This is a genomic window from Roseovarius sp. MMSF_3359, assembly GCF_030733385.1.
Classification (GTDB): domain Bacteria; phylum Pseudomonadota; class Alphaproteobacteria; order Rhodobacterales; family Rhodobacteraceae; genus Roseovarius.
The window spans coordinates 418,648-441,616 of sequence record NZ_JASHJC010000001.1; the positions used below are offsets into that span (position 1 = coordinate 418,648).

General features: G+C 61.3%; 23 protein-coding genes. 13 read left to right on the forward strand and 10 right to left on the reverse strand.

Features of this window, described 5'->3' with window-relative positions; genetic code table 11:
* Positions 1-66 precede the first annotated feature (66 nt).
* Positions 67-2,040, forward strand: a complete 1,974-nt coding sequence (locus RBB29_RS02145; protein ID WP_306113501.1) for an AsmA family protein — start codon at positions 67-69, stop codon at positions 2,038-2,040.
* A gap of 105 nt (positions 2,041-2,145) precedes the next feature.
* Positions 2,146-2,922: an isocitrate lyase/phosphoenolpyruvate mutase family protein gene (locus RBB29_RS02150; RefSeq protein ID WP_306113502.1), complete on the forward strand. Its 777-nt coding sequence runs from the start codon at positions 2,146-2,148 to the stop codon at positions 2,920-2,922.
* 390 nt (positions 2,923-3,312) lie between these two features.
* Here RBB29_RS02150 and RBB29_RS02155 read toward each other — a convergent pair whose 3' ends face one another.
* A complete protein-coding gene (locus tag RBB29_RS02155; protein WP_306113503.1) occupies positions 3,313-3,879 on the reverse strand; it encodes a GcrA family cell cycle regulator in 567 nt (188 codons plus the stop codon).
* Between the two features lie 128 nt (positions 3,880-4,007).
* Between RBB29_RS02155 and RBB29_RS02160 the strand changes: the two genes are divergently transcribed.
* A complete protein-coding gene (locus tag RBB29_RS02160) occupies positions 4,008-4,811 on the forward strand; it encodes an ABC transporter permease (protein ID WP_306113504.1) in 804 nt (267 codons plus the stop codon).
* On the opposite strand, the gene RBB29_RS02165 is transcribed toward RBB29_RS02160, so the two are convergent.
* Together RBB29_RS02165 and RBB29_RS02170 are read right to left on the reverse strand one after the other, a co-directional pair.
* Positions 4,793-5,695, reverse strand: coding sequence for a DMT family transporter (locus RBB29_RS02165; protein WP_306113505.1), 903 nt, complete (start codon positions 5,693-5,695; stop codon positions 4,793-4,795). The two genes, RBB29_RS02160 and RBB29_RS02165, sit on opposite strands and share 19 nt — an antisense overlap.
* Before the next feature lie 82 nt (positions 5,696-5,777).
* Entirely contained in the window at positions 5,778-6,191 is a 414-nt protein-coding gene (locus RBB29_RS02170; protein ID WP_306113506.1) for an NYN domain-containing protein, read from the reverse strand.
* A 375-nt stretch (positions 6,192-6,566) separates the two neighbouring features.
* Between RBB29_RS02170 and RBB29_RS02175 the strand changes: the two genes are divergently transcribed.
* Positions 6,567-7,757, forward strand: coding sequence for an aspartate aminotransferase family protein (locus RBB29_RS02175; protein WP_306113507.1), 1,191 nt, complete (start codon positions 6,567-6,569; stop codon positions 7,755-7,757).
* A gap of 100 nt (positions 7,758-7,857) precedes the next feature.
* A complete protein-coding gene (gene argF, locus RBB29_RS02180) occupies positions 7,858-8,784 on the forward strand; it encodes an ornithine carbamoyltransferase (RefSeq protein ID WP_306113508.1) in 927 nt (308 codons plus the stop codon).
* A 6-nt stretch (positions 8,785-8,790) separates the two neighbouring features.
* Here argF and RBB29_RS02185 read toward each other — a convergent pair whose 3' ends face one another.
* A complete protein-coding gene (locus RBB29_RS02185) occupies positions 8,791-9,723 on the reverse strand; it encodes an EamA family transporter (RefSeq protein WP_306113509.1) in 933 nt (310 codons plus the stop codon).
* 247 nt (positions 9,724-9,970) lie between these two features.
* On the opposite strand from RBB29_RS02185, the gene gndA reads away from it, so the two are divergent.
* Together gndA and rpmB are read left to right on the forward strand one after the other, a co-directional pair.
* On the forward strand, positions 9,971-11,371 hold the full coding sequence (gndA, locus tag RBB29_RS02190) for an NADP-dependent phosphogluconate dehydrogenase (protein WP_306113510.1): 1,401 nt from the start codon (positions 9,971-9,973) through the stop codon (positions 11,369-11,371).
* Positions 11,372-11,659: 288 nt separating this feature from the next.
* Positions 11,660-11,950 (forward strand): 50S ribosomal protein L28, encoded by a 291-nt coding sequence (rpmB, locus tag RBB29_RS02195; RefSeq protein WP_306113511.1) that lies wholly within the window; start codon positions 11,660-11,662, stop codon positions 11,948-11,950.
* A gap of 53 nt (positions 11,951-12,003) precedes the next feature.
* Here rpmB and RBB29_RS02200 read toward each other — a convergent pair whose 3' ends face one another.
* A complete protein-coding gene (locus RBB29_RS02200; protein WP_306113512.1) occupies positions 12,004-12,702 on the reverse strand; it encodes an NAD-dependent deacylase in 699 nt (232 codons plus the stop codon).
* Between the two features lie 41 nt (positions 12,703-12,743).
* Between RBB29_RS02200 and RBB29_RS02205 the strand changes: the two genes are divergently transcribed.
* Both RBB29_RS02205 and hisD read left to right on the forward strand, forming a co-directional pair.
* Positions 12,744-13,181: a low molecular weight protein-tyrosine-phosphatase gene (locus RBB29_RS02205; RefSeq protein WP_306113513.1), complete on the forward strand. Its 438-nt coding sequence runs from the start codon at positions 12,744-12,746 to the stop codon at positions 13,179-13,181.
* Positions 13,182-13,302: 121 nt separating this feature from the next.
* The gene (gene hisD, locus RBB29_RS02210; protein WP_306113514.1) at positions 13,303-14,607 is read left to right on the forward strand and encodes a histidinol dehydrogenase; all 1,305 of its coding nucleotides are present in this window, start codon (positions 13,303-13,305) and stop codon (positions 14,605-14,607) included.
* Between the two features lie 245 nt (positions 14,608-14,852).
* Here hisD and RBB29_RS02215 read toward each other — a convergent pair whose 3' ends face one another.
* Complete coding sequence (locus tag RBB29_RS02215; RefSeq protein WP_306113515.1) at positions 14,853-15,689, reverse strand: hypothetical protein; 837 nt, start codon at positions 15,687-15,689, stop codon at positions 14,853-14,855.
* 427 nt (positions 15,690-16,116) lie between these two features.
* Complete coding sequence (rpsU, locus tag RBB29_RS02220; RefSeq protein WP_005614280.1) at positions 16,117-16,323, reverse strand: 30S ribosomal protein S21; 207 nt, start codon at positions 16,321-16,323, stop codon at positions 16,117-16,119.
* A 108-nt stretch (positions 16,324-16,431) separates the two neighbouring features.
* Between rpsU and RBB29_RS02225 the strand changes: the two genes are divergently transcribed.
* From RBB29_RS02225 to RBB29_RS02240, 4 genes are read left to right on the forward strand one after another with little or no spacing between them, the layout of a single operon-like run.
* Positions 16,432-17,121 carry a COQ9 family protein gene (locus RBB29_RS02225; protein WP_306113516.1) on the forward strand — a complete coding sequence of 230 codons (690 nt, stop codon included), beginning with the start codon at positions 16,432-16,434 and terminating at the stop codon, positions 17,119-17,121.
* A 14-nt stretch (positions 17,122-17,135) separates the two neighbouring features.
* Positions 17,136-18,119 carry an NAD(P)H-quinone oxidoreductase gene (locus tag RBB29_RS02230; protein WP_306113517.1) on the forward strand — a complete coding sequence of 328 codons (984 nt, stop codon included), beginning with the start codon at positions 17,136-17,138 and terminating at the stop codon, positions 18,117-18,119.
* 4 nt (positions 18,120-18,123) lie between these two features.
* Positions 18,124-19,236 carry an exo-alpha-sialidase gene (locus tag RBB29_RS02235; protein ID WP_306113518.1) on the forward strand — a complete coding sequence of 371 codons (1,113 nt, stop codon included), beginning with the start codon at positions 18,124-18,126 and terminating at the stop codon, positions 19,234-19,236.
* The gene (locus tag RBB29_RS02240; RefSeq protein ID WP_306113519.1) at positions 19,233-19,784 is read left to right on the forward strand and encodes a hypothetical protein; all 552 of its coding nucleotides are present in this window, start codon (positions 19,233-19,235) and stop codon (positions 19,782-19,784) included. The genes RBB29_RS02235 and RBB29_RS02240 overlap by 4 nt, the downstream gene beginning before the upstream one ends.
* A gap of 2 nt (positions 19,785-19,786) precedes the next feature.
* Here RBB29_RS02240 and RBB29_RS02245 read toward each other — a convergent pair whose 3' ends face one another.
* From RBB29_RS02245 to RBB29_RS02255, 3 genes are all read right to left on the reverse strand, one after another.
* On the reverse strand, positions 19,787-20,236 hold the full coding sequence (locus RBB29_RS02245) for an Lrp/AsnC family transcriptional regulator (protein WP_306113520.1): 450 nt from the start codon (positions 20,234-20,236) through the stop codon (positions 19,787-19,789).
* A 307-nt stretch (positions 20,237-20,543) separates the two neighbouring features.
* The gene (locus RBB29_RS02250) at positions 20,544-21,737 is read right to left on the reverse strand and encodes a diaminopropionate ammonia-lyase (protein WP_306121097.1); all 1,194 of its coding nucleotides are present in this window, start codon (positions 21,735-21,737) and stop codon (positions 20,544-20,546) included.
* 4 nt (positions 21,738-21,741) lie between these two features.
* Positions 21,742-22,887, reverse strand: coding sequence for an amidohydrolase (locus RBB29_RS02255; protein WP_306116112.1), 1,146 nt, complete (start codon positions 22,885-22,887; stop codon positions 21,742-21,744).
* Between the last annotated feature and the right edge of the window lie 82 nt (positions 22,888-22,969).

Genomic DNA, 22,969 nt, shown 5'->3' on the forward strand with positions numbered 1-22,969 from the left:
GGAAAGCGGTTGTTGCGCAGCCGGTCGCGGCCTACATTTCAATCATAAGAGGTGTGGGAGCGTCGCATGAAATGGATCATTCGCCTGATCGGCTTGCTGGTGGTTATCATCGCCGTCCTTTTGGGGGCGCTGTTTTTCCTGCCGGGTGATCGGATCGCCAAGATCGCCGCGGATCAGATCAATGCGATGACCGGTCGCCAGGTCGAGATGAGCGGCGAAACAACGCTGAGTTTCTATCCCGTTCTCGGCATAAGCACGGGCCGGGTTACGGTGGCCAATGCGGATTGGTCCGATGCGGGACCGATGTTTAGCGCCGACAGTTTCAAGGTGGGGGTTGATCCGTCGGTCATCTGGGGCGGCGATATCCGCATCACCGGGCTCGAGGCGGTGAACCCGACGATCCTGCTGGAACGGGCCGCCGATGGGCGGGTGAACTGGGAACTGGGTGTCGAAGGCGTGGCGCCTTCGGGAACCGCCGAACCCGGCAGCCCGGCGACATCGCGCGCCCTGGCGCTCACGCTCGACCGAGCTTTGATCACCGGCGCGACCCTGACCTATATCGACCACGCCAGCGGGCAGCGCACGACGCTGCCCAATTCCGACTTTGATCTGCGGTGGCCCGCCTATCAGGGCGAGGCGACATTCGAGGCGACGCTGCGTCCGGCGGGGCAGGATGTCGATATCTCCGGGCAATTGGGCACCGTTGCCAAGTTCATCGAGGGTGGAATTTCCGACATGTCCGCCTCGGTGACAGCGCCGGGCGGCACATTGGAGTTTCAAGGCCGCGGCGATACGAAACCGGAGCTGACCGGCAGGCTTGATGCGGATCTGAAGGATACAGCCAAGTTCCTGGCGTCCCTGGGCCTTGCAGGGGTGGAGATACCCAAGGGGCTGGGCCGTGCGCTGAAGGCCGGGGGCGACGTGACTTTCACGCAGGATTTGCGCGTGACCCTGCGCGACGGCACCGTGCAGCTCGATCACAACAACATGAGTGTGGCCGCCGATATCGCCATTGGCGGTGACAAGCCGAAGATCAATGCGCAACTCAGGGCCGGCGCGCTTGATTTCTCGGAACTGGCCAGTGGTAACAGTACGCCGGGCGGTGGCGGCAGCGGAGGCGGGCAGTCCACCGGTACGGCGGTTCAAAGCGGCTGGTCCAAGGACAGGATCGACGCCAGCGCCTTGGCCCTCGTCGATGGTGAGGTGGCACTGGTCGCAGACAAGCTCGATTTCGGGACGTTCAATTTTGGCACCACGCGGATCCTCGCCACGATCGACAATTCCCGCGCCGTTTTCGGCCTGCGCGAGTTGCAGGGCTATGGCGGCACCGTGACCGGCGAATTCGTGGCCAACAACCGCAATGGCCTGTCGGTGGGCGGGAACATGGCCGCCAAGGGGATCGACATGAAATCTCTGCTGACCGATGCGGCGGGGATCAATCGTTTTTCCACCACCGGGACAGCGCGGCTGAAATTCCTGGGCGTGGGGCAATCGGTGGATGCGATCATGAAAAGCCTCAGCGGCAATGCTTCGGTGCGCACCGGCAATGGCCATATCAGCGGCTTTGACCTCGACAAGCTCATGCGGTCGGGCAATGGCACCGGCGGCACAACGGTGTTCGACAGCCTCAGCGCCAGTTTCGCGATGGACAAGGGCCAGATGTTCAACAACGATTTGGCCATGTCCATGCCGCTGGCCAAGGCCACGGGGCAGGGGCGCATTGGTCTCGGCAATCAGGATATCGACTATACGTTCACGCCCTCGCTTCTGGCTGGCGAAAACACACGCGGGCTTGCCATTCCGGTGCGTATACATGGCCCCTGGTCCAGCCCGCGTTTCACGCCTGACCTGGAAAAGGCGATTGATCTCAACCTGAAGGAAGAGAAGAAGAAGTTGAAGAAGAAGGCCAAACAGGAGGCCAACAAACTTCTTCAGAAGGAGCTTGGTATTCAGGCCGAAGAAGGACAATCCGCCGAAGATGCGCTGCGCAAAAAGCTCGAAAAGGATGCCGCGCGCGAGCTGTTCAAACTCTTCGACTGAGGGCCGCGGTCAAACCCGTTTTCACGTTCGCTTGAATTGTCGCCTTGGCCCTTTTCGCGGTGACCGCGCGGGGATTAGGAATAGTCATCACAAAAGGAGATGCCGATGACGATTCTCGACAAAACAAAGGCTTTCGCCGCGCTGCACGTCAAATCCGATCCGGTGATCCTTTACAACATCTGGGATCCGGGGAGCGCCCGGGCCGTGGCCGCCGCCGGGGCCAAAGCCATCGCCACCGGAAGCGCACCCGTCGCGATGGCGCATGGGTTTGCCGACGGGCAGAAAATCCCCCGCGCGATGATGCTTGATAACCTGCGGCGCATTGTCGAGGCCGTTGACCTGCCCGTCACAGCCGATATCGAAGGTGGCTATGGTGTCGCTCCCGCCGAGGTGGCCGAAACCGCAGCCGAGACCATTCGTGCAGGCGCCGTTGGTTTCAACGTCGAGGATCAGATCGTGGGCGGCGAGGGGCTTTACGAGATTGCCGATCAGGCCGCCCGGATTTTGGCCATCCGCGAGGCGGTAGATGCGGTCACGTCGGACGTTTTCATCAATGCCCGGACGGATATCTTCCTCAAGACCAAGCCGGACACCCACACCGAGGCGAAGCTGGACGACGCACTTGCCCGCGCAGAGGCCTATGCCGCCGCCGGGGCCAGCGGGTTTTTCGCGCCGGGTCTGGCGGATGAGGCAATGATCGGGCGCCTATGCGCTGATTGCAGTTTGCCGGTGAACATTATCGCCTTGCCACATGTGCCGGGCCCGGCTCGACTGGCCGAACTCGGCGCGTCGCGGATCAGCTACGGGCCCGTCCCCTACAAGCAGATGGTCAATTGGCTGGAACAACAGGCGCGGGCTGCCATCGGCTACCGCAATGCATGACCGTCGAAGCAATCCGGATCGTGATTAACAGGAACGGTGCTGTCCGAGCCATGGCCGGTTTGCGGACGAAGCGGACATCCACGAACAAGCCGCGCGATGGCCAGACCGCGGGGTGGCGATCGACCGGACTCTGTGGCACTTTATCTTTGCCAAGTTCGGAATACCTCTGATCGGTGCACGACCCCGCCAAATCGCGAGCCCTTGCGGGCGGTCTGGCGATCGCGCGGCGGCCTGCGGCCTTAATTCCGGGCGGGGGCGATGTCCGCTTTATGATCAAACCTGCCATCGCGTTAATCTGGCCAGATCTCATAAAGAGGACTACGGGTGCGTCAAATCATGCGTATCCGTAACCTGTGGTCTAAGCGGACGACCCGAATGCAGCGCCGGGCCTTACCTGCGCCGGTCGCGGCGCGAGCTCATCGGCTGGAACGCGACGCCGACATGGGCTTCGCAATAGGGTTTACCGGCCTGTACCGGCAGACCACAGAACCAGAAATCCGGCGTCGCCGGATCACCCACCGGCCATTTGCAGGTGCGTTCGGTCAACTCCATCAGGGTCAGCTTCTTGGCCTTCTTCTCGACCTCGTTGACCTTGGCCAGCGCGGCCGGGTCGATTTCGTTGGTCGAGGGTTGCGGCGGCAGGGGCTGCCCGGCGGGGATGATCGGTTTGATCCGCGTGACCGGTTGTGGCGGCGGGGCGGCGGATTCGGTCTTGGGTTGCGGTTTGGGTGCGGGTTTGGGCGCGGCCTTGGGTTTCGCCGTCTTCGCCGCGGTCTTGGCCTTGGCGTCGGACTTGTCCGAGCCGCCACCATTGCGGTTCGACAGGCCCAACCGGTGGACCTTGCCGATCACCGCATTGCGGGTGACACCGCCCAGTTCCTTGGCGATCTGGCTGGCCGACTGGCCCTCGCCCCACATCTTTTTCAGCAGCTCTACGCGCTCATCGCTCCAGGACATGCCCTGTTCCTTATCTCAAAAGGCGGGCCTGATGCGGCACCGCCCTGTAAAAATCCATCGACGCCCTATTCTAGTCACTCACGGCTGAGTTACAAGGGACCGAATCGGCGAATGAACGGGCATTTCTGATGGCGAACGGGTTTGATATGGGCACGCGCCGCTTTGGGCGGGTCAATTGGCTGGGGCTGGCAACGCTGGCCAGCCGCGAGGTGCAGCGGTTCATGGCTGTCTGGACGCAGACCTTACTGGCGCCGCTGGTCACAGCGGGGCTTTTCCTGATGATCTTCACCATCGCCATCGGGCCACGGCGGGGCGACGTGATGGGCGTGGATTTCATGACCTTCCTGGCGCCGGGTATCTTGATGATGACGGTGATCCAGAATGCTTTTGCCAACACCTCGTCGTCGATCGTGATCGCCAAGGTGCAGGGCAATATCGTCGACACGCTGATGCCGCCGCTGTCGCCCGCGGAAATGGTGCTGGGCTACCTGGCGGGCGGCATCGGGCGCGGGCTGATGGTGGCCGTGGCCATTGCGGCGGGGCTCTACGTTTTTCTCGGCATCGGGGTGCAGTATCCGTTTTGGGCGCTCTGCTACGTGATCCTGGGGTCGGCTTTTCTCGGAGCGTTGGGCATGGTCGCCGGAATCTTTGCCAACAAGTTCGATCAGATGGCGGCGATCACCAACTTCATCGTGACCCCCCTGGCGTTTCTCTCTGGCACCTTCTACTCGGTAGAGGCCCTGCCACCAGTCCTGCGCCAGATCACCCATTTCAACCCGATCTTCTACCTGATTGACGGGATGCGCTATGGCATGATCGGTGTCTCGGACAGCGCGCCCCTGCTGGGGCTCGTCATTGTCGCGGGATCAACATTCGCGGTCGGACTGGCGGCCTGGGTGATGTTTGCGCGCGGTTATCGGCTCAAGGCCTGACCGTTCTGTGACAGCCGCGCCTCGCGCCAGGCAAGCAACCCGGCACCGCTCAGGATGATGGCGGAACCGATAAGCGAGATGTGGTCGGGCCAGACACCGAACACGGCCCAGTCATAAGCCGCCGAGAAGACCAGAACGGCATAGAAAAACGGTGCCACGAAACTGGCATCTGCGCGGGCCATCGCGTTTACGAAACAGGCCTGCGCCCCGGCCATCAGCACACCGATGCCAGCCAGCGTCGCCCATTGCACGGGCGAGGGCCAGACCCAGACAAAACTTGCTGCAAAAGCCGCGATACACAGGCCGATGGCGTTGTTGACCAGCAGGATCTGCACCGGCGCTTCACGCCCCGAGAGGCGCTTGATCAAGATCACTTCGCAGCCGAGCAAAACCGCCGAGCCAAGGGCCAGAAGCGCGCCGAACTCGACCGCGCCGCCGCCGGGTCGCGTCAGGATGGCCGCCCCCGCAAGGGCGATGAGCGCCGCACTCCAACGCACCGGGCCGACCTTTTCACCGAGGAGCGGAATGGCGAGGATCATTGCGAAAACCGGGTTGAGAAAGCTGATCGCGGTGGCATCGGCAAGCGGGATGAACGCGGCGGCGGCAAACATCAGCGTCACCCCGCCCCAACCCAGGGCGGATCGCGCCGCGTGCATCCGGTAATGCGGCCGAGAAAAACTCGGCCGGGTCAGGATCACGAAGGTACCGATGTTTATGAGCGCAAAGAGAAATCGGCCAAAGCTGACCTGTAATGCGGGCAGTTCGGGGCCAAGCACACCGGTTCCCAGAGCCTTGGCCAAAAGCATCGTGCCTGCCGCAAAGGCCGCTGCGAGAAGCGTCAGCGATGCCGCAAGGGCCGGGTTCTGATCCTGGGGTGTGAACATGCGGCCAGACTTGGCCGGGTTTCGAGGGCGCCGCAACCCTCAATCGACCGGAATGCGTCTGGCCTTTACGGCCACTGCCTGTTCAACCTGCCTGCGCAGGCAATTGTTTGAACACGGTACACATGTCGCGAAAGGCCGATGGCCCATCGGGCCCACCAAGGCCGACAACCTGCATCCCGTACCCGCGCAGGCGCCGTGCCAGATGTGACATGTCCCGCGCATCCGTGGCGAGGATGATCGTGTCAAATACGTCCGTGAGTGCGAATTCGACCGCGTCTATCGCGATGAGAAGCATGGCGGCGTCGGAATGCACCGCCTCGACCCCGTCGGCGTCCCGCCAGCCCGATTTGGCCGACATGTCGCCATAGGTCCGCGCCAAGGCAATCTGCCCAAGGCGTTGGCCCTCCTGCAGGATCCATGCAGAATGCTCGGGAACGATCGTGTCCCCGTCAACCATGATCGCCACGCGATGGTGTATGTTAGTCGTTTGGGTCATGAGGCAGCCAAACCTGGATAAATGATCAAATCGGCGAAAATTTGTCGATGAAATGGGGGCAGTGCCGCAATCGTTAACGCCACCCTTGTAGGGGCTTGAGGCGAAGAACCGGCAACAGGAGGCCGATTGCGGGCTTTCCCGTGCGCAGCAGGTGAGGCGACAAGATTTTGCTTCCCGTCGCGCAGATTTCACGTTAAGGGAGCGGCATGATCAAACGCCAGACATACGCACAGAGCCGACGCCGACGCATCCGCGCCTGACGTCCCGCCTTCGTTTGATCTCGCGCCAACTGGCGCCCCGACCCCCAGATATCATTGACTTGGCCGCAGCCCTCGGGCAACTCTTCGGCCTTCCTGAATCAAAAGGATTTGACCCATGATCCCGTCTATTTTGCCGACCTATAACCGTGCCGCTCTGACCTTTGTCAAAGGTGAGGGTAGCTGGCTGATCGAGCAGGACGGGCGACGTTTTCTGGATCTGGGCGCGGGGATCGCAGTGAATGCCCTGGGGCATGCGCATCCGGCACTGGTCAAGGCGCTGACCGAACAGGGCAACGCGCTTTGGCATACGTCGAACCTCTATCACATCCCGCAGCAGGAGGCGCTGGCCGACAAGCTGGTGGCGCATACCTTCGCTGATACGGTGTTTTTTACCAATTCCGGCACCGAAAGCTGCGAATTGGCGGTCAAGATGGCGCGCAAGCATTTCCACGACGCGGGGCAGCCTGAGCGGGTCGAGATCATCACCTTCGATGGTTCTTTCCATGGCCGTTCCGCCGCCGGGATCGCCGCCGCCGGGTCGGAGAAGATGACCAAGGGATTTGGGCCGCTGCTGCCGGGTTTCGTGCACCTGCCGTGGGACGATCACGATGCGGTTGCCGCGGCGATCACCGACAAGACCGCCGCAATCCTGGTCGAGCCGGTGCAGGGGGAGGGCGGCATTCGTCCGCTACCCGATCAGTGCCTCAAGGGTCTGCGCGATCTCTGCGACGAACACGGCCTTCTGCTGATCTTTGACGAGGTGCAATGTGGCGTGGGCCGCACCGGGCGCCTCTTTGCCCATGAATGGGCCGGTGTGGATCCGGACATCATGATGGTGGCCAAGGGCATCGGCGGGGGCTTCCCATTGGGCGCGGTCTTGGCCACCGAGCACGCGGCTAGCGGCATGATCGCGGGCACCCACGGATCGACCTATGGCGGCAATCCCCTGGCTTGCGCCATTGGCTGTGCGGTCATGGATATCGTGGCTGACCCGGCTTTCCTGGCCGAGGTGAACCGCAAAGCGGGCCTGCTGCGGCAGAAGCTCGAAGGGCTGGTGGCAGATCACCCGGAGGTATTCGAAGAGGTGCGCGGGGCCGGTCTGATGCTGGGCCTGAAATGTGTGGCTTCGAACCTCGACGTGGTCAATGCGGCATATGGAGAGGAGGTCATTACGGTGCCTGCGGCCGATAATGTCATCCGCCTGCTGCCGCCGCTTAACATCTCTGACGATGAGGTCGCGGAGGCCGTGCAACGCCTGGGCGCTGCGGCCCAGGTGGTCAGGAAGGCCGAGACGGAAACCGCCTGATTTCCATCGTTCCAAAAGTATTCAAAGACACGTACGGGGGCCGCCACCGGCGGCGGGACAAAAGGGCCCAAACCCGCACCAGACATAAAGCGACAGTGACATGAACCATTTTCTAGATATCCACAAAACCCCGCCCGAAGAGCTTCGGTCGATCATCGACAAGGCTCAGAGCATGAAAACCGCCCGTCTTGGCCGCCCGCATGGGGCGCCCGATGACGACCTGCCGCTCGCCGGGCATGTGGTTGCGCTGATTTTTGAAAAACCCTCCACCCGGACGCGGGTAAGTTTTGACGTGGGCGTGCGGCAGATGGGCGGTACGACCATGGTGTTGTCTGGGACCGATATGCAGTTGGGCCATGGTGAGACCATTGCCGATACGGCGCGGGTGCTCAGCCGTTATGTCGATCTCATCATGATCCGGACCTTCGATGAGACCGTGTTGATGGAAATGTCGGAATATGCCGATGTGCCTGTCATCAACGGCCTGACCGACCGCACCCATCCCTGCCAGATCATGGCGGATGTCATGACCTACGAGGAACATCGTGGCCCGATTGCGGGCAAAAAGGTCGTCTGGTCCGGCGATGGCAACAATGTCTGCGCGTCGTTTCTGCATGCGGCGGGGCAATTCGGGTTTGATCTGACCTTCACCGGCCCGGCGCAGCTTGACCCCGAGGATGAGTTCGTGGGCCTGGCCCGCAAATCCGGCAGCACCGTGACCATTGAGCGTGACCCGTTCAAAGCGGTTGAGGGGGCGGACCTGGTGGTGACCGACACCTGGGTCAGCATGCATGACAGCCAGTCCGCCAAGGAGCGCCGCCATAACATGCTGCGTCCTTATCAGGTCAATGATGAGCTTATGGCCCATGCCAAACCCGACGCTCTTTTCATGCACTGCCTGCCCGCGCACCGGGAGGAAGAGGCGACCTCGTCGGTCATGGACGGGCCGAACTCGGTCATCTTTGACGAGGCCGAAAACCGGCTGCATGCGCAAAAGGCCGTGATGCGCTGGTGCCTGGGGGTCTGACCGCCCTCAGATGGTTGAGTAGAGCACGATACTGCCCACGAAGATCACGGCGATGCCGCAGGATTTCTGCATGAGCGCCGTGGTTGAGACCTCTTCGTGGAAGTATCTTGGCCACAGCCGCATGAGCAGCAGGCAGAGCAGGAAGATCAGCATGGGTTCATACGCGCCCAGTGACTGCACCAGTGCCACGGGTCCCAGCACGACCGCCGCGAGCGTGACCAGATCGCCGATATTGTCGAAGATCTCGTTGGCGATGCTGACCCCCACGATGTGGGAGCGCCGCCTGCCGAAGAGGTAGAGGAATTGCTGCCTGTATCCGGCTGAAAACGCATAGAGGCCAATGCCGAAGCCCGTGTACCCGATGCTTTGCCAGAAGGCGGCGGTCCAGTAGTTGGCGTCGATCGCGACCACTTTGAAAACGACCTGGGTGATCGCGACAAAGCACGACGCCCCCAGCATCAGCCCCAGTGTCACCATGTCGAGGCCCATTCGGCCATTTGCGCGCTGATACATCAGAATGATCGCGCCGGTGATGATGATCGCACCGGCAAGCATCTGTTTTGGTGTCAGAAATTCGCCAAGGATGATCGCTCCGAAGACAAGGCCGAAAATCGGCACCGTCTGGAAAAGGGGTGCCACCTTGGAAACATCTGCGCGCGTCATGGCATGCAGGTACATCAGCAGCCACACGCCATAAAGCGCCCCGGCCAGCAGGCCCACCACTGCCGCGTTCCGGCCAAAGTCGATGGCGTCATACCTGAAGGCGATCACCAGAATCGCGATCACGATCGAGAAAAGCGATGAAAAAATAATGAGCGCGCCGGGGCCGCTGTGGTCATCGCTGTTAAAGTACCGTTCCAGCAGGAACTTGTCGATCAGGGTTCCGAAAACCGAAAATAAGACGCCGCCGATACCGAGGATCACCCATAGCGGCAACATACCTGCCCTTTGAGGTTTGAAAGAAAATACATACTGAAAGCATCCTGAATAAATCGAGGTGCAGTTTACCTGAAATCGGGATCCCCTCCAAACCGCGGCCGGGATTTGCGCGTAACTCCGCTGGCGATGGCGTGCTCTGGCAGGACCTGTTTGGGCAAATGCCTTCGCGGGTTTTGGATTTCTTGGCCTTGCAAATCCTACGACACACCCTAGCCTGACCAAAGCAGAACAGGCGGCAGGAACTTCCATGACAAAGGCGCAGATCGGGGTGTACGGGCTGGGGACCATGGGCAGTGCCCTGGCGCTCAACATGGCGGAAAAGGGCTTCCGGGTTGCTGTGACAAACCGTGAAACAGCCTGGATTGATGATTTCATGGCCGAGGCCGGAGAGCTGGCCGGAAACCTGCACCCCCATGAGACGCTTGAGGATTTCGTGGCCGGATTGGTCACGCCGCGGGTGATCCTGTTCATGATCCCGTCCGGAAGGCCGATGGATCTGATGATCGAGGCCATCGCGCCCCTCTTGGCGCCGGGGGATACGATCATCGACGGGGGCAATGCGGATTTCCACCAGACCCGCGCACGCTCCGCCGCATTGGCCGAGAAGGATATACATTTCGTGGGCATGGGTGTGTCGGGCGGGGAAGCAGGTGCGCGTCATGGCCCGTCGATGATGGTGGGCGGCACCGGGCATAGCTGGACCCAGCTTCGGGACGTGCTGACGGCCATTGCCGCGCGTTTCGAGGGGGCGCCCTGCGTCGACCACCTGGGGCCGGACGGGGCCGGGCATTTCGTCAAGACCGTGCATAACGGCATCGAATATGCCGAGATGCAGGTGATCGCCGAAATCTATGGTTTGCTGCGCAATGGCGTGGCACGAACCCCGGTAGAGATCGGTCAGATGTTTGCCCGCTGGGATCAGGGGCGGCTCAAATCTTATCTGGTCGAGATCACCGGGAAGGTCCTGCAATACGACGATCCGGCAACCGGGCATCCGATGGTGGACGTGATCAAGGATGCGGCGGGTCAGAAGGGGACGGGCCGGTGGACGGTGGTTGAAGCTGTTCGGCTGGGTCAATCTGCCAACATGATCGAAGCCGCGGTCGGGGCGCGTAGTTGGTCGTCGGAAAAGGCGGCACGTGTGGCGTCGGAGGCTGTTCTGGGCGGTGACCGGCTGGCGCTGGATCTCGATGAGGCGCTTCTTGCGGACGCGTTTCTGGCGGTGCGAATCCTGGGATATGCGCAGGGGTTTCGCCTGCTGTCGGCGGCGTCGGATGAGTATGACTGGGGATTGGATTATGGGCGTATCGCCGAGATCTGGCGGGCGGGGTGCATCATCCGCTCGGCGCTGCTTGACGATATCTCCGAGGCATTTTCCGGGGACCTGCCGGAGGGGCAGCTCATTCTTGCGCCGCAATTCGCGGGCGTCCTGGCGGCGTGCGTTCCGGCGCTGCGTCAGGTCGTGGGCGCGGCGGTGTCTGGGGGGCATGCGGTACCGGCGATGGCGGCGGCGTTGAGCTGGTATGATACCATGCGGCAGGGCTATGGCACGGCCAATATCATTCAGGCACAGCGGGATTTCTTTGGCCACCACGGGTTTGAGCGATTGGGTGAAGAAGGTAAACATCACGGTCCCTGGTGGGACTAAGGGCTGTTTAAAGGAGTGCGCTGGCGCGCACGCCGGATATCTCGTCGACGGCCCTCCGGCCCGTCTCCTCGGGTAGGGCGCGGTGGCTGATGTCGCCTAGGAATAGCGGCGTTCGGGGATGGTGGTTCTGGTGGCCTCAAGTTCCGCCAAAATCGGGACGAATCCCTTGACGGCCCGGGGCTTTGGGCCTAAAGACCGCAAACGGAATTCGGGGCGCTGCTTTTTGCACGCGCCCGTTTGTATTGAAAAGGGCCGTATGGGCCCCGGACCCTGGAAGAGGATGACCCCATGTCGCGCCGCTGCGAACTGACCGGAAAAGGCCCGATGGTTGGCAACAACTCCAGCCACGCCAACAACAAAACACGTCGTCGGTATCTGCCGAACCTGAATGATGTGACCCTGCAATCGGAAACCCTGAAGCGCGGTATCAAGCTGCGGATTTCGGCAGCGGCACTGCGCAGTGTGGACCATCGCGGTGGTCTGGACGCTTATCTTGCCAAGGCGAAAGACACCGAGCTTTCGGCGAATGCGCTGAAGGTCAAGAAAGAGATCGCGAAGGCCCAGGCGGCAAGCGCCTAAGCCATTTGCCTTTATCAGATTTGATGCAGCCCTGCCTTTTTGGCGGGGCTGTTTCACGTTTGGGGGGTAAGCAACTCCTCGACCCAGGCCGGGACGATTTCGCTGGCGCGGCCATGGCGGAGTTCGGCGAAGTCGCGGACGTTGACCGAGGGTTCCAGGTTCAACTCGACCGTATGGGCGCCCGCGCGCCCGGCATGCTGGCCGAAGGCCGCCGCCGGGTAGACATTGCCCGATGTGCCGATGGCGGCAAAGATGTCTGCCTCTTCGAGATGCTGCCAGATCGCCTCCATCTCGTAGGGCATTTCACCGAACCAGACGATATCGGGGCGCGTTGACGGCGCGGCACAGGCGGGGCAGGGATCTTCGGTCTGCATTTGGTCGGGTGCAGGCCAGCGATGGCCGCAGGCAGAGCAGAGTGCCCCGTTCAGAGCGCCATGCATATGGATGACGTTTTGCGAGCCTGCGGCCTCATGCAGCCCGTCGACATTTTGCGTGACGAGCACCACCTCGCCGGCATGTTCACGCTCCAGTCGGGCAAGCGCCCTGTGCGCGGGATTGGGTGACACACCGGCGGCTTTTTCCCGTCGCGCGTTGTAGAAGGCATGCACTAGGCCAGGATTGCGCTCGAATGCCTCCGGCGTTGCTACATCCTCGACCGCATGCTCTGCCCAGATGCCGCCCGCATCGCGAAACGTGCTCAACCCGCTTTCGGCGGAAATCCCGGCGCCGGTGAGGATAACGATCTTTTCCATGCTGCCTCCTTGTCCTACTCTTCTGCCCAAAGGAGCACCGCATGACCAGTCGAATTCTCTTTGTCTGCCTTGGCAATATCTGCCGTTCACCCGCGGCGGAGGGCGTGTTTCACGCGCTTGGGACCGGGGCCGAAACCGATAGTGCGGGGACGGCGGGATGGCATGTGGGCAAACCGCCCTATGGCCCGATGCAGGCGGCGGCGTTGGCGCGGGGCTACGACCTTTCGGATCTCAGGGCGCGACAGTTCGAGGCTGGGGATTTCGACCGGTTCGATATGATCCTGGGCATGGACGATACCAACATCGCGGATATCGAGACCCTCCGCCCGGCGGGGAACACGACGTCGGTGCGCCTGTTCACTGATTTTGCCCCGGAATGCGGCATGGATCATGTGCCAGATCCCTATTACACGCGCGATTTCGACGGGGCGCTTGACCTGATCGAGGTGGCGGCCCGGGGCCTGGCGGCGACGACATAGGGCAGGTTTTCGGGATTCCCGAAGCCCGGTTTCAGCGGCTGAAAAAACACGACGACCCAGGCGGGATTTTCTTGCCGGAGCGTGGCAATGGGCGCATCTGTGGCGTGAAGGAGAGCTCCAGATGCCCGTCACATTTCTGAAGACCGCCCCCGGCCAGGAGCCGCAAACCGCCGCGGATATCGTCGATACCGTGCAGATGATGTTGGCGCGTCTGCGTACGGGCGGTGGGCAGGTGGCGCTAGAATATGCCCGGCAACTCGATGGTTGGGAGGACGAGATCACGGTGACCCGTGACCAGATCGACGCGGCCGTGGCCGCTGTTCCGCAATCGCTCAAGGACGATATCCGCTGGGCGCATGACAACATCTCGCGCTTTGCCGCCGCGCAGCGCGCCACCGCGCAGGACATGCAGGTCGAACTGCGCCCGGGCTTGATCGCCGGGCAACGTCAGATCCCGCTTTCCGCCGCCGGATGTTATGTTCCGGGCGGGCGCTACACCCATATCGCGTCGGCCTTGATGTCGATCGGCACGGCGCGCGAGGCAGGTGTTGGCGATATCACCGCCTGCTCGCCGCCCAATGGGGCCGAGGGTATCCCGGCAGCGATGCTCTATGCGATGGATTTGGCGGGGGCGACGCGGATCCTGACCATTGGCGGGGTGCAGGGTGTTGCGGCAATGGCCTTTGGCATGTTCGGGGCGCCCGCGGCGGATATCCTGGTGGGGCCGGGCAACGCCTATGTGGCCGAAGCCAAGCGGCAGCTATTTGGCCCCATCGGCATCGACATGTTCGCCGGTCCGACCGACAGCCTTGTTTTGGCCGATCATACGGCGGATGTTGAAACCGTTGCGATCGACCTGGTGGGGCAGGCCGAGCATGGCGCAAATTCACCGGTTTGGCTTGCCACCACTCACAGACCTCTGGCCGATCAGGTGATGGCGCGTATCCCCTCGATGATCGCCGAACTGCCCGAGCCAAACCGGAGCGCCGCCACAACCGCATGGGCCGACCTTGGGGAGGTCGTCCTTTGCGATACGGCCGAGGACATGGCGAAATTCGCCGATGAAAAGGCGCCCGAACATCTGCATGTTCAGGCGGCGGACCTGCCATGGTGGCGGGAGCGTCTGCGGGCCTATGGGTCGCTCTTCCTGGGTGAAAAGACCACCGTTGCTTTTGGCGACAAGGCCGCGGGTCCGAACCATGTGCTGCCCACGTCCGGGGCGGCGCGATACACCGGGGGGCTTAGCGTCCACAAGTTCCTCAAAACGGTCACATGGCAGGAGGTCGATGACCGGACGCTGCCAGACCTCGCGCGCGTCACCGCCAGCCTCAGCAGGGCTGAGAGAATGGAGGGACACGCCCGTTCGGCTGATATCCGGTTGGACCGGTTCGCCAACCCGCCGAAACAGGCGGCAAACCGGGTTTAGAGCGTCCTAAGTGCGAGGAGTAGGCGCAGCGTCTTTCTACGAGTGAATCGCGTGACCGCTCAGGGTACGTAATGCATTTTATGAGCGCATCGAAAGTTGGCAGCGAAATATCCAGATTTCTGCTCTGCGGACTTAGTTAGCTTTCGCTGCGGCTGCGCCAATGTCCGCTGAGCTTGGCGCTCAACCAAGGGCCAAGCCTTCAAAATTGCTTGGGTTGAGTATCGAAGGTCAATATCTGAGCCGTTTCAAAAAATCGAAGCAACTAGTACGCCAACTAGAAACGCCGGAATCGTCGATAGATATCCAATAAAGAAAAACGGTCGTTTCTTATAGTTGTGGAATTTGTAGAATTTCTTGGAGAGATGCAGAATTAGCAACCCTAACGCTATAGCAAGAAACCAAAAGGTTGTACTGAACGTGGAAAGAAGAAGTTCCGGAGCAGCATCGGCGTCTCTCAGAAGCAAAACTCCCACAATCTCGTCGAAACCCCAAATAGTTCTCAACCCATAGGCCGCCGTAACGCTGTTAAAGCTTGCCAAGTAGATCAATAAGCTGGCAAAAACATCAACGAGCAGAAGTAAAAATAAAGTAAGCGCACCAGTGATATAAGATAGAAGTGTGCGAGTAAAAATAATCGAAATCAGGTCCCCGAAGTAATTAACCACCAGAATGGGTACAAGCACCCAGTACTGTGCTCCGGCATTGAGAGTGACAATATCTCTGACTACAAAGAGAAGGGTCTCGGTTTCATTCAATTCGCCGATCGAATGCCAGTAGGCGGCGACGAAAAGGCTGATGATCCCCAACCAAGCGGTTGTGAGTATAACTGATGACGAAATAAATCGAATTGAGAGAGATCGTGACCCAAATATGGCGTCGAATGCCGATGAAACAATATCTCTAACATCAGATACACTGGAAAACTTGACAAACTCCTCAATGCGGTCGATTAGACGCGACTTGATCTCATCATTCGCCTCTTTTTCGGCCCATGCCGAAATCGATAGCAAAAATGCACCACATGCCAAGCCGATGGTGATCGAAGATGCGTTGGAAACTGTTTCAACAAGATAATCTATCATACCGATGGAAACCGAGTATTCACGCCAAAGTCAGATGCAACAAGGGAAACGTTAGCCCGAATTCCGATCGCCTTCAAATGGGTTTGGAGCTGAACGCAACGACGGATCGCGACCGTTGAACCCTACGGCAATCACAAGTCGTCCGACTGCGTGGGCTCATGTTAACAATTATTGGTTTGCCCTAAAATGACTGCTGACCGAATAGTCGATAAAGTCTCTTGCCGTTAATCATTTTCAAAACCAAGTTTGTTTTGTCACACCGTCGGACAGAATCAAAAAAGCCGACATTCACGCAATCCGCAGCATCTGTAGAGATGGGCTCAATGCAGGTATTTCCTGAAAGCGCGGCCGTCTAAAACGACAAACCCCCGTGGCAAGGCCTCGGGGGTCATCTCGTTTTCAGTGCTGAAAAGCTACGATCGAGGTCTTAAAGCAGACCTTCACGCTGGGCTTTCTTGCGTGCCAGTTTACGGGCACGGCGGATCGCTTCAGCTTTCTCGCGCGCTTTTTTCTCGGACGGTTTCTCGAAATGTTGCTTGAGCTTCATTTCACGAAAAACGCCTTCGCGCTGCAGCTTTTTCTTCAGGGCACGAAGCGCCTGATCGACATTGTTGTCGCGAACACTAACCTGCATGTGGTGTCACCACCTTCCTAAGTTAAAGTTGCAAGAGTTTGCAGGAAGTGGCCGTATAGCAAAGCGCATTTGTTTTGTCTAGGGTGGCGCCAAGCGATGGAGAACATGATGTCAGACCCTGAAATCAAGGCCAAACTGCTCGAAGCCGCAAGGAATCATGTGCCTTTTGACGGCTGGAGCGAGGCGATGTTTCGCGCCGCCATAGACGATGCCGGAATCGAGCCGGGCCTCGCCCGGGCGGTCTGTCCGCGCGGGGCAGTCGATTTGGCACTGGCCTATCACGAGGCGGGCGATGCGGCGATGCTGGAAGCCATCGAAGCGGCCGATCTTGATGAAATGAAGTTCCGTGACCGGGTGGCCTTTGCCGTGCGCGCACGACTTGAGGCGGTTGATGATAAGGAGTTGGTGCGCCGGGGCATGGCGCTCTTTTCGCTTCCGATCTATGCACCGGAGGGTGCGCAGGCGGTCTGGGCCACCTGCGACCGGATTTGGGTGGCGTTGGGGGACACGTCGAATGACATCAACTGGTACACCAAGCGCATGACGCTGTCGGGGGTCTACAGTACCACGGTGCTCTATTGGCTGGGCGATGACAGCCCGGACCACCAGGCGACATGGGAATTCCTCGACCGCCGGATCGGGGACGTGATGCAGATCGAGAAAGTCAAAGCGCAGTTTCGCGAGAACAAGCTGGCCAGCACGTTGATGGCCGGGCCGCTGGCGTTTCTGGGCAAGATACGGGCGCCGCAACCGGGGCAGCAGACCGGAATGCCGGGCCGCTGGAACGGACCGCAATAGTCAAGGAGCAGGGCATGAGCCAAACCATGAATGCCGTCGAAATCACCCAAGCCGGCGGGCCGGAGGTGTTGCAGATGACCCAGCGCCCGGTGCCGGCCCCGAATGTCGGAGAGGTCGTGATCCGGCTGGCCTATGCGGGTGTGAACCGCCCCGATGCGCTGCAACGCGCCGGGCTTTATGCGCCGCCGCCGACGGCCAGCGATCTGCCGGGGCTGGAGGGCGCGGGAGAGATCGTCGCCGTCGGCGAGGGGGCGAATGGATGGCGCGTCGGCGACCAGGTTTGCGCGCTGTTGCCCGGTGGCGGTTATGCGGAATACGTGGCCACCCCCGCGGCCCATTGCCTGCCGATCCCCGCGGGCATGCCGCTCGATCAGGCGGCCTGCCTGCCGGAGACCTTCTTTACCGTCTGGTCCAATGTCTTCATGCGCGGCGGCCTGAAAGCCGGGGAGCGGTTTCTCGTGCATGGCGGCTCAAGCGGCATCGGCACCACCGCGATCCAACTGGCCCATGCCTTCGGCGCGCGGGTTTTCACCACCGCCGGGTCGGACGAAAAATGCGCGGTGTGCCGTGATCTGGGTGCGGAACAGGCGATCAACTACCGCGAAGGCGATTTCGTCGAGGTGATGCGTGCCGAGGGAGGTGCCAACCTGATCCTCGACATGGTCGGCGGCGACTACCTGCCGCGCAACGTGAAGAGCCTCGCGGACGAAGGCCGGCTGGTGCAGATCGCTTTCCTGCAAGGCCCCAAGGTCGCGTTGAACTTCGCGCAGGTGATGATGCGTCGCCTCATCATCACCGGCAGTACCTTGCGCCCGCAAAGCGATCTGGCCAAGGCGGCCATTGCCGAGGCGCTACGGTCCGAGGTCTGGCCCCTGCTGGAGGCGGGCCGTGTGAAACCGGTGATGGACAGCGAGTTTGCCATGGCCGATGCCGCCGATGCCCATACCCGGATGGAAAGCAGCGGTCATATCGGCAAGATCGTCCTCAAGGTTGCCTGACGCGATGCAACTCGTCATCCTTGCCCTCGCCCTTCTGAGCCTCGGCCTCAGCGCCGTTGCGATCACCCGGCAGCAGCCCTTGAACTGGCGGTTTGCGGTGGCAGAGGTCGCAACAACGAACGCCGCCCCGCGGTTCGAGACGATTTTCGACTATACCGCGCCCGAGGGACAGGCGCATTCGCCGGGCATCGTGCAGGAAGAGGGGCGATTTTCCATCGTCTGGTTCGAGGGTTCCGAAGAGGCGCAGGCCGATGTGGATATCCATGCGGCGCATTTCTCCCGGGCCGGAGAGACATGGCAGGCCACCGAGCCCGCACCGTACGCGACGCGCGCCTCATTGGGGTCCGCCTTCGAGCCGCAGCAACTGGTCGTGACCCTGGGCAACACGATCCAGAACGAGGCGGCAGAGAATGCGCTTTACGCCACCGTGGTCTCGGTTGGCGGTTGGGCGATGGCCTCGGTCGCCGGTGTGCGCATGGGGCCGGATGGACCCGCCTCGGCGCGCAAGCTGAACCTCTCGCCGCTTCTTAACCGGTCACACCTGGTGAAGTCGCCGATGGTTGAATACGAGGATGGCAGTCATGGCTTGCCCGCCTATTTCGAGATGGGCAGCGCCTATGCCTTGCTGGCACGGATGGACGCGCAGGGGCGTGTCATTGACACCCGCCGGATGCCCGCGAAAGGCGTCAAGGCGATCCAGCCGATGATCGTGCCGCTGGACACCACCCGCGCCGTCGCCTTCCTGCGGGATTTCGACCCCAGTTGGAAACTCTGGATCAGTCGAACCAATGATGGCGGCCAGACCTGGTCCGAGGTCACCCCCACGGACGTCGCGAATTCGAGCGCCCCGGTCGCGGCGCTATCGCTCGGGGGCGACCGTATCCTGGCGGTGATGAATGACGATGCGGAAAGGCGCCACGAATTGCGCATGTCCTTGTCGGAGGATGGCGGCAATAGCTGGCGGATGATCCACCGGCTCCGCGATGACGCAGGCGACGCGCGTTATCCCATGCTGCGCCGCTTGCCGTCGGGCGATATCCTTCTGACCTATTCGCACAGCACGAAGCGCGGCATTCGCGCGCATCTCTTCAATGAGCCTTGGGTGGCGGCGCAATGATCGGGGCGCTGACATATGCCTCGGTCGCCGTATTGCTGGGCTGGGTGGTCTATGCGTTGACAGGGCTTTTCGCGTCGGTGCCGGTGGCGCTGGTGGCGGGCGCTCTGGTCGGGGCGCTGACGGTTCTGGTCTTCCGCGATACCATTGCGATCCGGGGTTTCGTTGCTTTGCTTGGCCCCATCGGCATCGTGCTGCCCCTTCTGGCGCTGCGCCACGCCGCAGCAGGCGCAGGTGTCCCGATCGTCCCGTTCGGCACGGTCGAACTCCTGATCTTCGTCACGCTCTACATGGGCTTCATCGCGACCTCCATGGGCGTGATCCCCGTCGATCTTTACCGATACGGATATGCGCCGATCCCGGTGGCGGTGATGGTTCTGGTCCTTTGCGCCTATGGCGCGATAACCGGTAATCTATTCATCCCCGTTGTGGCCGTCGCTGGGCAGGCTTTGTGGGTGACGGGCTGGGGCAGCAGCAACTGGTTTGACCATGTGACGCACGCGCTGCTGGTGCCCATCATTTTTGTGGTGCTGATCCTGCGCCTGCTCTGATCCTACAAGATGTCGAGCGAGACCTTCACCCTGTCCATGACCACGTTGGAGGTAAACCGGCTGACATTTGACTGGTCAAAGAAATAGGCCTGGGTGAATTCCTCGTATTCCTTGATGTTCTTGACCACGACCACGAGGATGAAATCCGCCTCACCTGTGGTGTAGTAACACTGCTGCACCGCCGGCGCGTCCCGCATCTTGCGTTTGAACGCGTCCAGGTACATCCGGTTTTCGCGCTCCAGAACCACCTGCACGATGACGGTCATGTCCCGGCCGATCTTGTCGGGAGACAGCACCGCGATTTCGCTTTCGATGACACCGGTGTCACGCAGTTTCTTGAGCCGTTTCTGAACCGCGGGCGGAGACAGGCCCACCTCGGCGCTGAGGGCATCCGCGGTCAGGCGGGCATTGCCCTGGACCAGTTTCAATATCTGAAGGTCTTTATCGTCCATGTTCCGATTTCTGTCGTTCTCGGCCGCTTTAGCTATCAAATTTATCACAATTCGGCTTGGGCCGAAAGTAACCCATGCGAAGTACCGGACCATGACGGCGCAGCGGGACACGGGCTTGCCGCAGCTTCCGGCCTCTGATGGCGACCAGGTCTAGATATCTTAATTGATTGCGACCAAATGAATTCACGCCCTAAACCAACCGTCCAAGCAGTGATCTGTGACCGGCACGGTCAAATGCCCACCCCGCGCCGAATTCGTGTCCGATGGGGTGGGCAGTATAGCGGCCTGTCTGGAAGGGGAGGAGGTGTCAGGCTGCGTCGCGACCTTCCATGATCATCTCGAATATCTCGGGATCGGTCACACCTTCGGAGCCGATCAGAAGCACCCGGGACCGGTTGTCGATGCCCAGATCGGCGGAGAGATCGGCACTCTCCCGCAGGGCTATGAGCGCGGCCAACCCGGCGACGGCGCTTTCCCCGGCTTCAATGTCAGGGTCGCCCTCCAGCGGGCGCGCCAACAGGCGCACGGTTGGCCCGACAAGCGTGTCGGGGATGGTCAGGAAATCGCCGGCCTCTTCGGCAAGGATTTCCCAGGCCAGTTCTGACGGCTCGCCGCAGGAAAGCCCCGCCATGATGGTTTCTTCGGCGATGGCAACATTCGTGGCCTGCCCGGATTTGGCGCTCTCAAAGAGGCAGGCGGCGAGCTCGGGCTCCACGATGATGACGCGCGGCGCGGTATCGCCCCAATACTGCCGAAGCGCGGCTGCGACGCCTGCGGCCAGCCCGCCAACGCCGCCCTGAAGGAACACATGGGTGGGAGCCTCAGGCATCGCATCGCAGATCTCCTGCACCATCACGCCGTACCCTGCCATCACGTCGCGCGGTGGCAGTGAATAGCCCGGCCACGACGTGTCGGAAACCACGAACCAGCCATTGGCTTCGGCCTCGTCCTTGGCCAGCCTGACAGACTCGTCGTAATCGCCGTCGATGCGGATCACATCTGCGCCAAGCTCACGCATCGCTGCGGCGCGGCCCTCGCTCACCTCGGCGTGGATATAGATGCGGCAGGGCACCCCATACCGCTGACAGCCCCAGGCAAGCGATCGGCCGTGATTGCCATCGGTGGCCGAGACCAGCGTGATCTCTGCCACCGTATCCGCATAGGTGCCGTCGCGGATATCTGACAGGCTCACCTCATGGCCAAGGCGGTGCGACACCTCGCGCTGCAGCACCCGCTGTGCCGAATAGGAGCCGCCAAGCGCCTTGAAACTGCCCAGGCCAAAGCGCGGCCCCTCGTGCTTGTAGTGGATCTCTCCCACGCCAATCCGGGAAGCCAGGGCGCCGAGAGAGATCAACGGGGTTGGCGCATAGCCGTCCCATTGCGTGATCTCCGCACGGGCCGTGGCAAAATCCTCGGGGCTCAACACGCGCAGGGCGGCATCGCCGGTCTTGCGGGCGGCGGCGACATGGGCAGGGCGGGCAGGGGGGAGAAGGGTTGTCATGTCTCTATCCGTTTTTGAGGGGCAGGCGGTCCCGCACCAGTGCGGCCCAGAAGGCGGCCCCGATGGGGAGCAGGTCGTCATTGAAATCGTAGTCGGCGGCGTGCAGGGGCTGCCCGTGCGGGCCGTCCGTTCCATTGCCAAGCAGCAGGAAACACCCCGGCACGGCGGCGCTGAAATGCGCGAAGTCTTCGGAAAAGCTCATCGGGGGGCGGTCCGGGATCGTCTCGCACCCCTGCGATTGTGCAACCCGGATGACGGCTTCGGTCGGCGCTTCGGCATTGATGGCTTCGATGAACTCGGTGTTGAACGTCATCTCGACACCAACACCGTGTGCGGCGGCGATGCCCTCGGTGATCTGGCGCATGAAACCGGCCACGGCTTCGCGATCTTCCGGCACCCGCGCCCGCACGTCGCCCTTCAGGACCGCATGCCCGGGCAGGACATTACGCTGCCCGTCGGTGATGAACTCGGTGACCGAGACCACGGCGCCGCAGCTTGGCGCCATCTTGCGCGCAACGATGGTCTGCAACGCGGTGACCATCTCGGCGCCCACGGTGATCGCATCCACGCCCACATGGGGCATCGACGCATGGCCGCCCTTGCCGGTGATCTCTATCTCGAAAAGGCTCTCGCTGGCGCAGATCTGTCCGACACGGGTAGAAACCTGGCCCACCGGCGCACCGGGCAGGTTGTGAATGCCGTAGACCTCGTCGATGGGAAACCGTTCCAGCACCCCCTCGTCAATCATTGCCCTCGCGCCCAGCCCATGTTCTTCGTTGGGTTGAAAGAGAAACACGACCGTGCCGTCGTAATCATGCGACTGGCTTAAGAGTTCCGCCGCGCCAAGAAGCATCGTGGTATGCCCGTCATGGCCGCAGGCATGCATGACACCGGGGTTTTCCGAGGCGTAATCATGGGTGCTCGTCTCAAGGATCGGCAGCGCATCCATGTCCGCGCGCAACCCGATGGCCCGGTTACCGCCGCCCGCGCGCAGGATACCGACCACGCCCGCACCCTCGTGGACCTCAAGGCCAAGCCCGCGCAGGGTTTCGGCCACTTTCGCCTTGGTGCGCACCTCGTCAAACCCCAACTCGGGGTCGCGGTGAAATTCGCGGCGCATCGCCGTCAACCTGTCGTGAAACCCATCCATAGCGGGATCCTTGCTCCTGTTTCTCGCAGGATACGTAAACTCGACCATGGATTTGCGTCAAAGATTGACCAAAGCACGAGAA

Excerpts from the sequence above, each read along its gene's own strand:
- argF (WP_306113508.1), top strand. The coding sequence starts at position 7,858 with ATGAACCATTTTCTAGATATCCACAAAACCCCGCCCGAAGAGCTTCGG.
- RBB29_RS02245 (WP_306113520.1), bottom strand. The coding sequence starts at position 20,236 with ATGGACGATAAAGACCTTCAGATATTGAAACTGGTCCAGGGCAATGCC.
- RBB29_RS02205 (WP_306113513.1), top strand. The coding sequence starts at position 12,744 with ATGACCAGTCGAATTCTCTTTGTCTGCCTTGGCAATATCTGCCGTTCA.
- RBB29_RS02230 (WP_306113517.1), top strand. The coding sequence starts at position 17,136 with ATGAGCCAAACCATGAATGCCGTCGAAATCACCCAAGCCGGCGGGCCG.
- rpsU (WP_005614280.1), bottom strand. The coding sequence starts at position 16,323 with ATGCAGGTTAGTGTTCGCGACAACAATGTCGATCAGGCGCTTCGTGCC.
- RBB29_RS02170 (WP_306113506.1), bottom strand. The coding sequence starts at position 6,191 with ATGACCCAAACGACTAACATACACCATCGCGTGGCGATCATGGTTGAC.
- RBB29_RS02185 (WP_306113509.1), bottom strand. The coding sequence starts at position 9,723 with ATGTTGCCGCTATGGGTGATCCTCGGTATCGGCGGCGTCTTATTTTCG.
- RBB29_RS02165 (WP_306113505.1), bottom strand. The coding sequence starts at position 5,695 with ATGTTCACACCCCAGGATCAGAACCCGGCCCTTGCGGCATCGCTGACG.
- RBB29_RS02200 (WP_306113512.1), bottom strand. The coding sequence starts at position 12,702 with ATGGAAAAGATCGTTATCCTCACCGGCGCCGGGATTTCCGCCGAAAGC.
- RBB29_RS02215 (WP_306113515.1), bottom strand. The coding sequence starts at position 15,689 with ATGATAGATTATCTTGTTGAAACAGTTTCCAACGCATCTTCGATCACC.
- RBB29_RS02225 (WP_306113516.1), top strand. The coding sequence starts at position 16,432 with ATGTCAGACCCTGAAATCAAGGCCAAACTGCTCGAAGCCGCAAGGAAT.
- RBB29_RS02175 (WP_306113507.1), top strand. The coding sequence starts at position 6,567 with ATGATCCCGTCTATTTTGCCGACCTATAACCGTGCCGCTCTGACCTTT.
- hisD (WP_306113514.1), top strand. The coding sequence starts at position 13,303 with ATGCCCGTCACATTTCTGAAGACCGCCCCCGGCCAGGAGCCGCAAACC.
- RBB29_RS02240 (WP_306113519.1), top strand. The coding sequence starts at position 19,233 with ATGATCGGGGCGCTGACATATGCCTCGGTCGCCGTATTGCTGGGCTGG.
- RBB29_RS02155 (WP_306113503.1), bottom strand. The coding sequence starts at position 3,879 with ATGTCCTGGAGCGATGAGCGCGTAGAGCTGCTGAAAAAGATGTGGGGC.
- RBB29_RS02235 (WP_306113518.1), top strand. The coding sequence starts at position 18,124 with ATGCAACTCGTCATCCTTGCCCTCGCCCTTCTGAGCCTCGGCCTCAGC.
- RBB29_RS02150 (WP_306113502.1), top strand. The coding sequence starts at position 2,146 with ATGACGATTCTCGACAAAACAAAGGCTTTCGCCGCGCTGCACGTCAAA.
- RBB29_RS02250 (WP_306121097.1), bottom strand. The coding sequence starts at position 21,737 with ATGACAACCCTTCTCCCCCCTGCCCGCCCTGCCCATGTCGCCGCCGCC.
- RBB29_RS02160 (WP_306113504.1), top strand. The coding sequence starts at position 4,008 with ATGGCGAACGGGTTTGATATGGGCACGCGCCGCTTTGGGCGGGTCAAT.
- gndA (WP_306113510.1), top strand. The coding sequence starts at position 9,971 with ATGACAAAGGCGCAGATCGGGGTGTACGGGCTGGGGACCATGGGCAGT.
- rpmB (WP_306113511.1), top strand. The coding sequence starts at position 11,660 with ATGTCGCGCCGCTGCGAACTGACCGGAAAAGGCCCGATGGTTGGCAAC.
- RBB29_RS02145 (WP_306113501.1), top strand. The coding sequence starts at position 67 with ATGAAATGGATCATTCGCCTGATCGGCTTGCTGGTGGTTATCATCGCC.
- RBB29_RS02255 (WP_306116112.1), bottom strand. The coding sequence starts at position 22,887 with ATGGATGGGTTTCACGACAGGTTGACGGCGATGCGCCGCGAATTTCAC.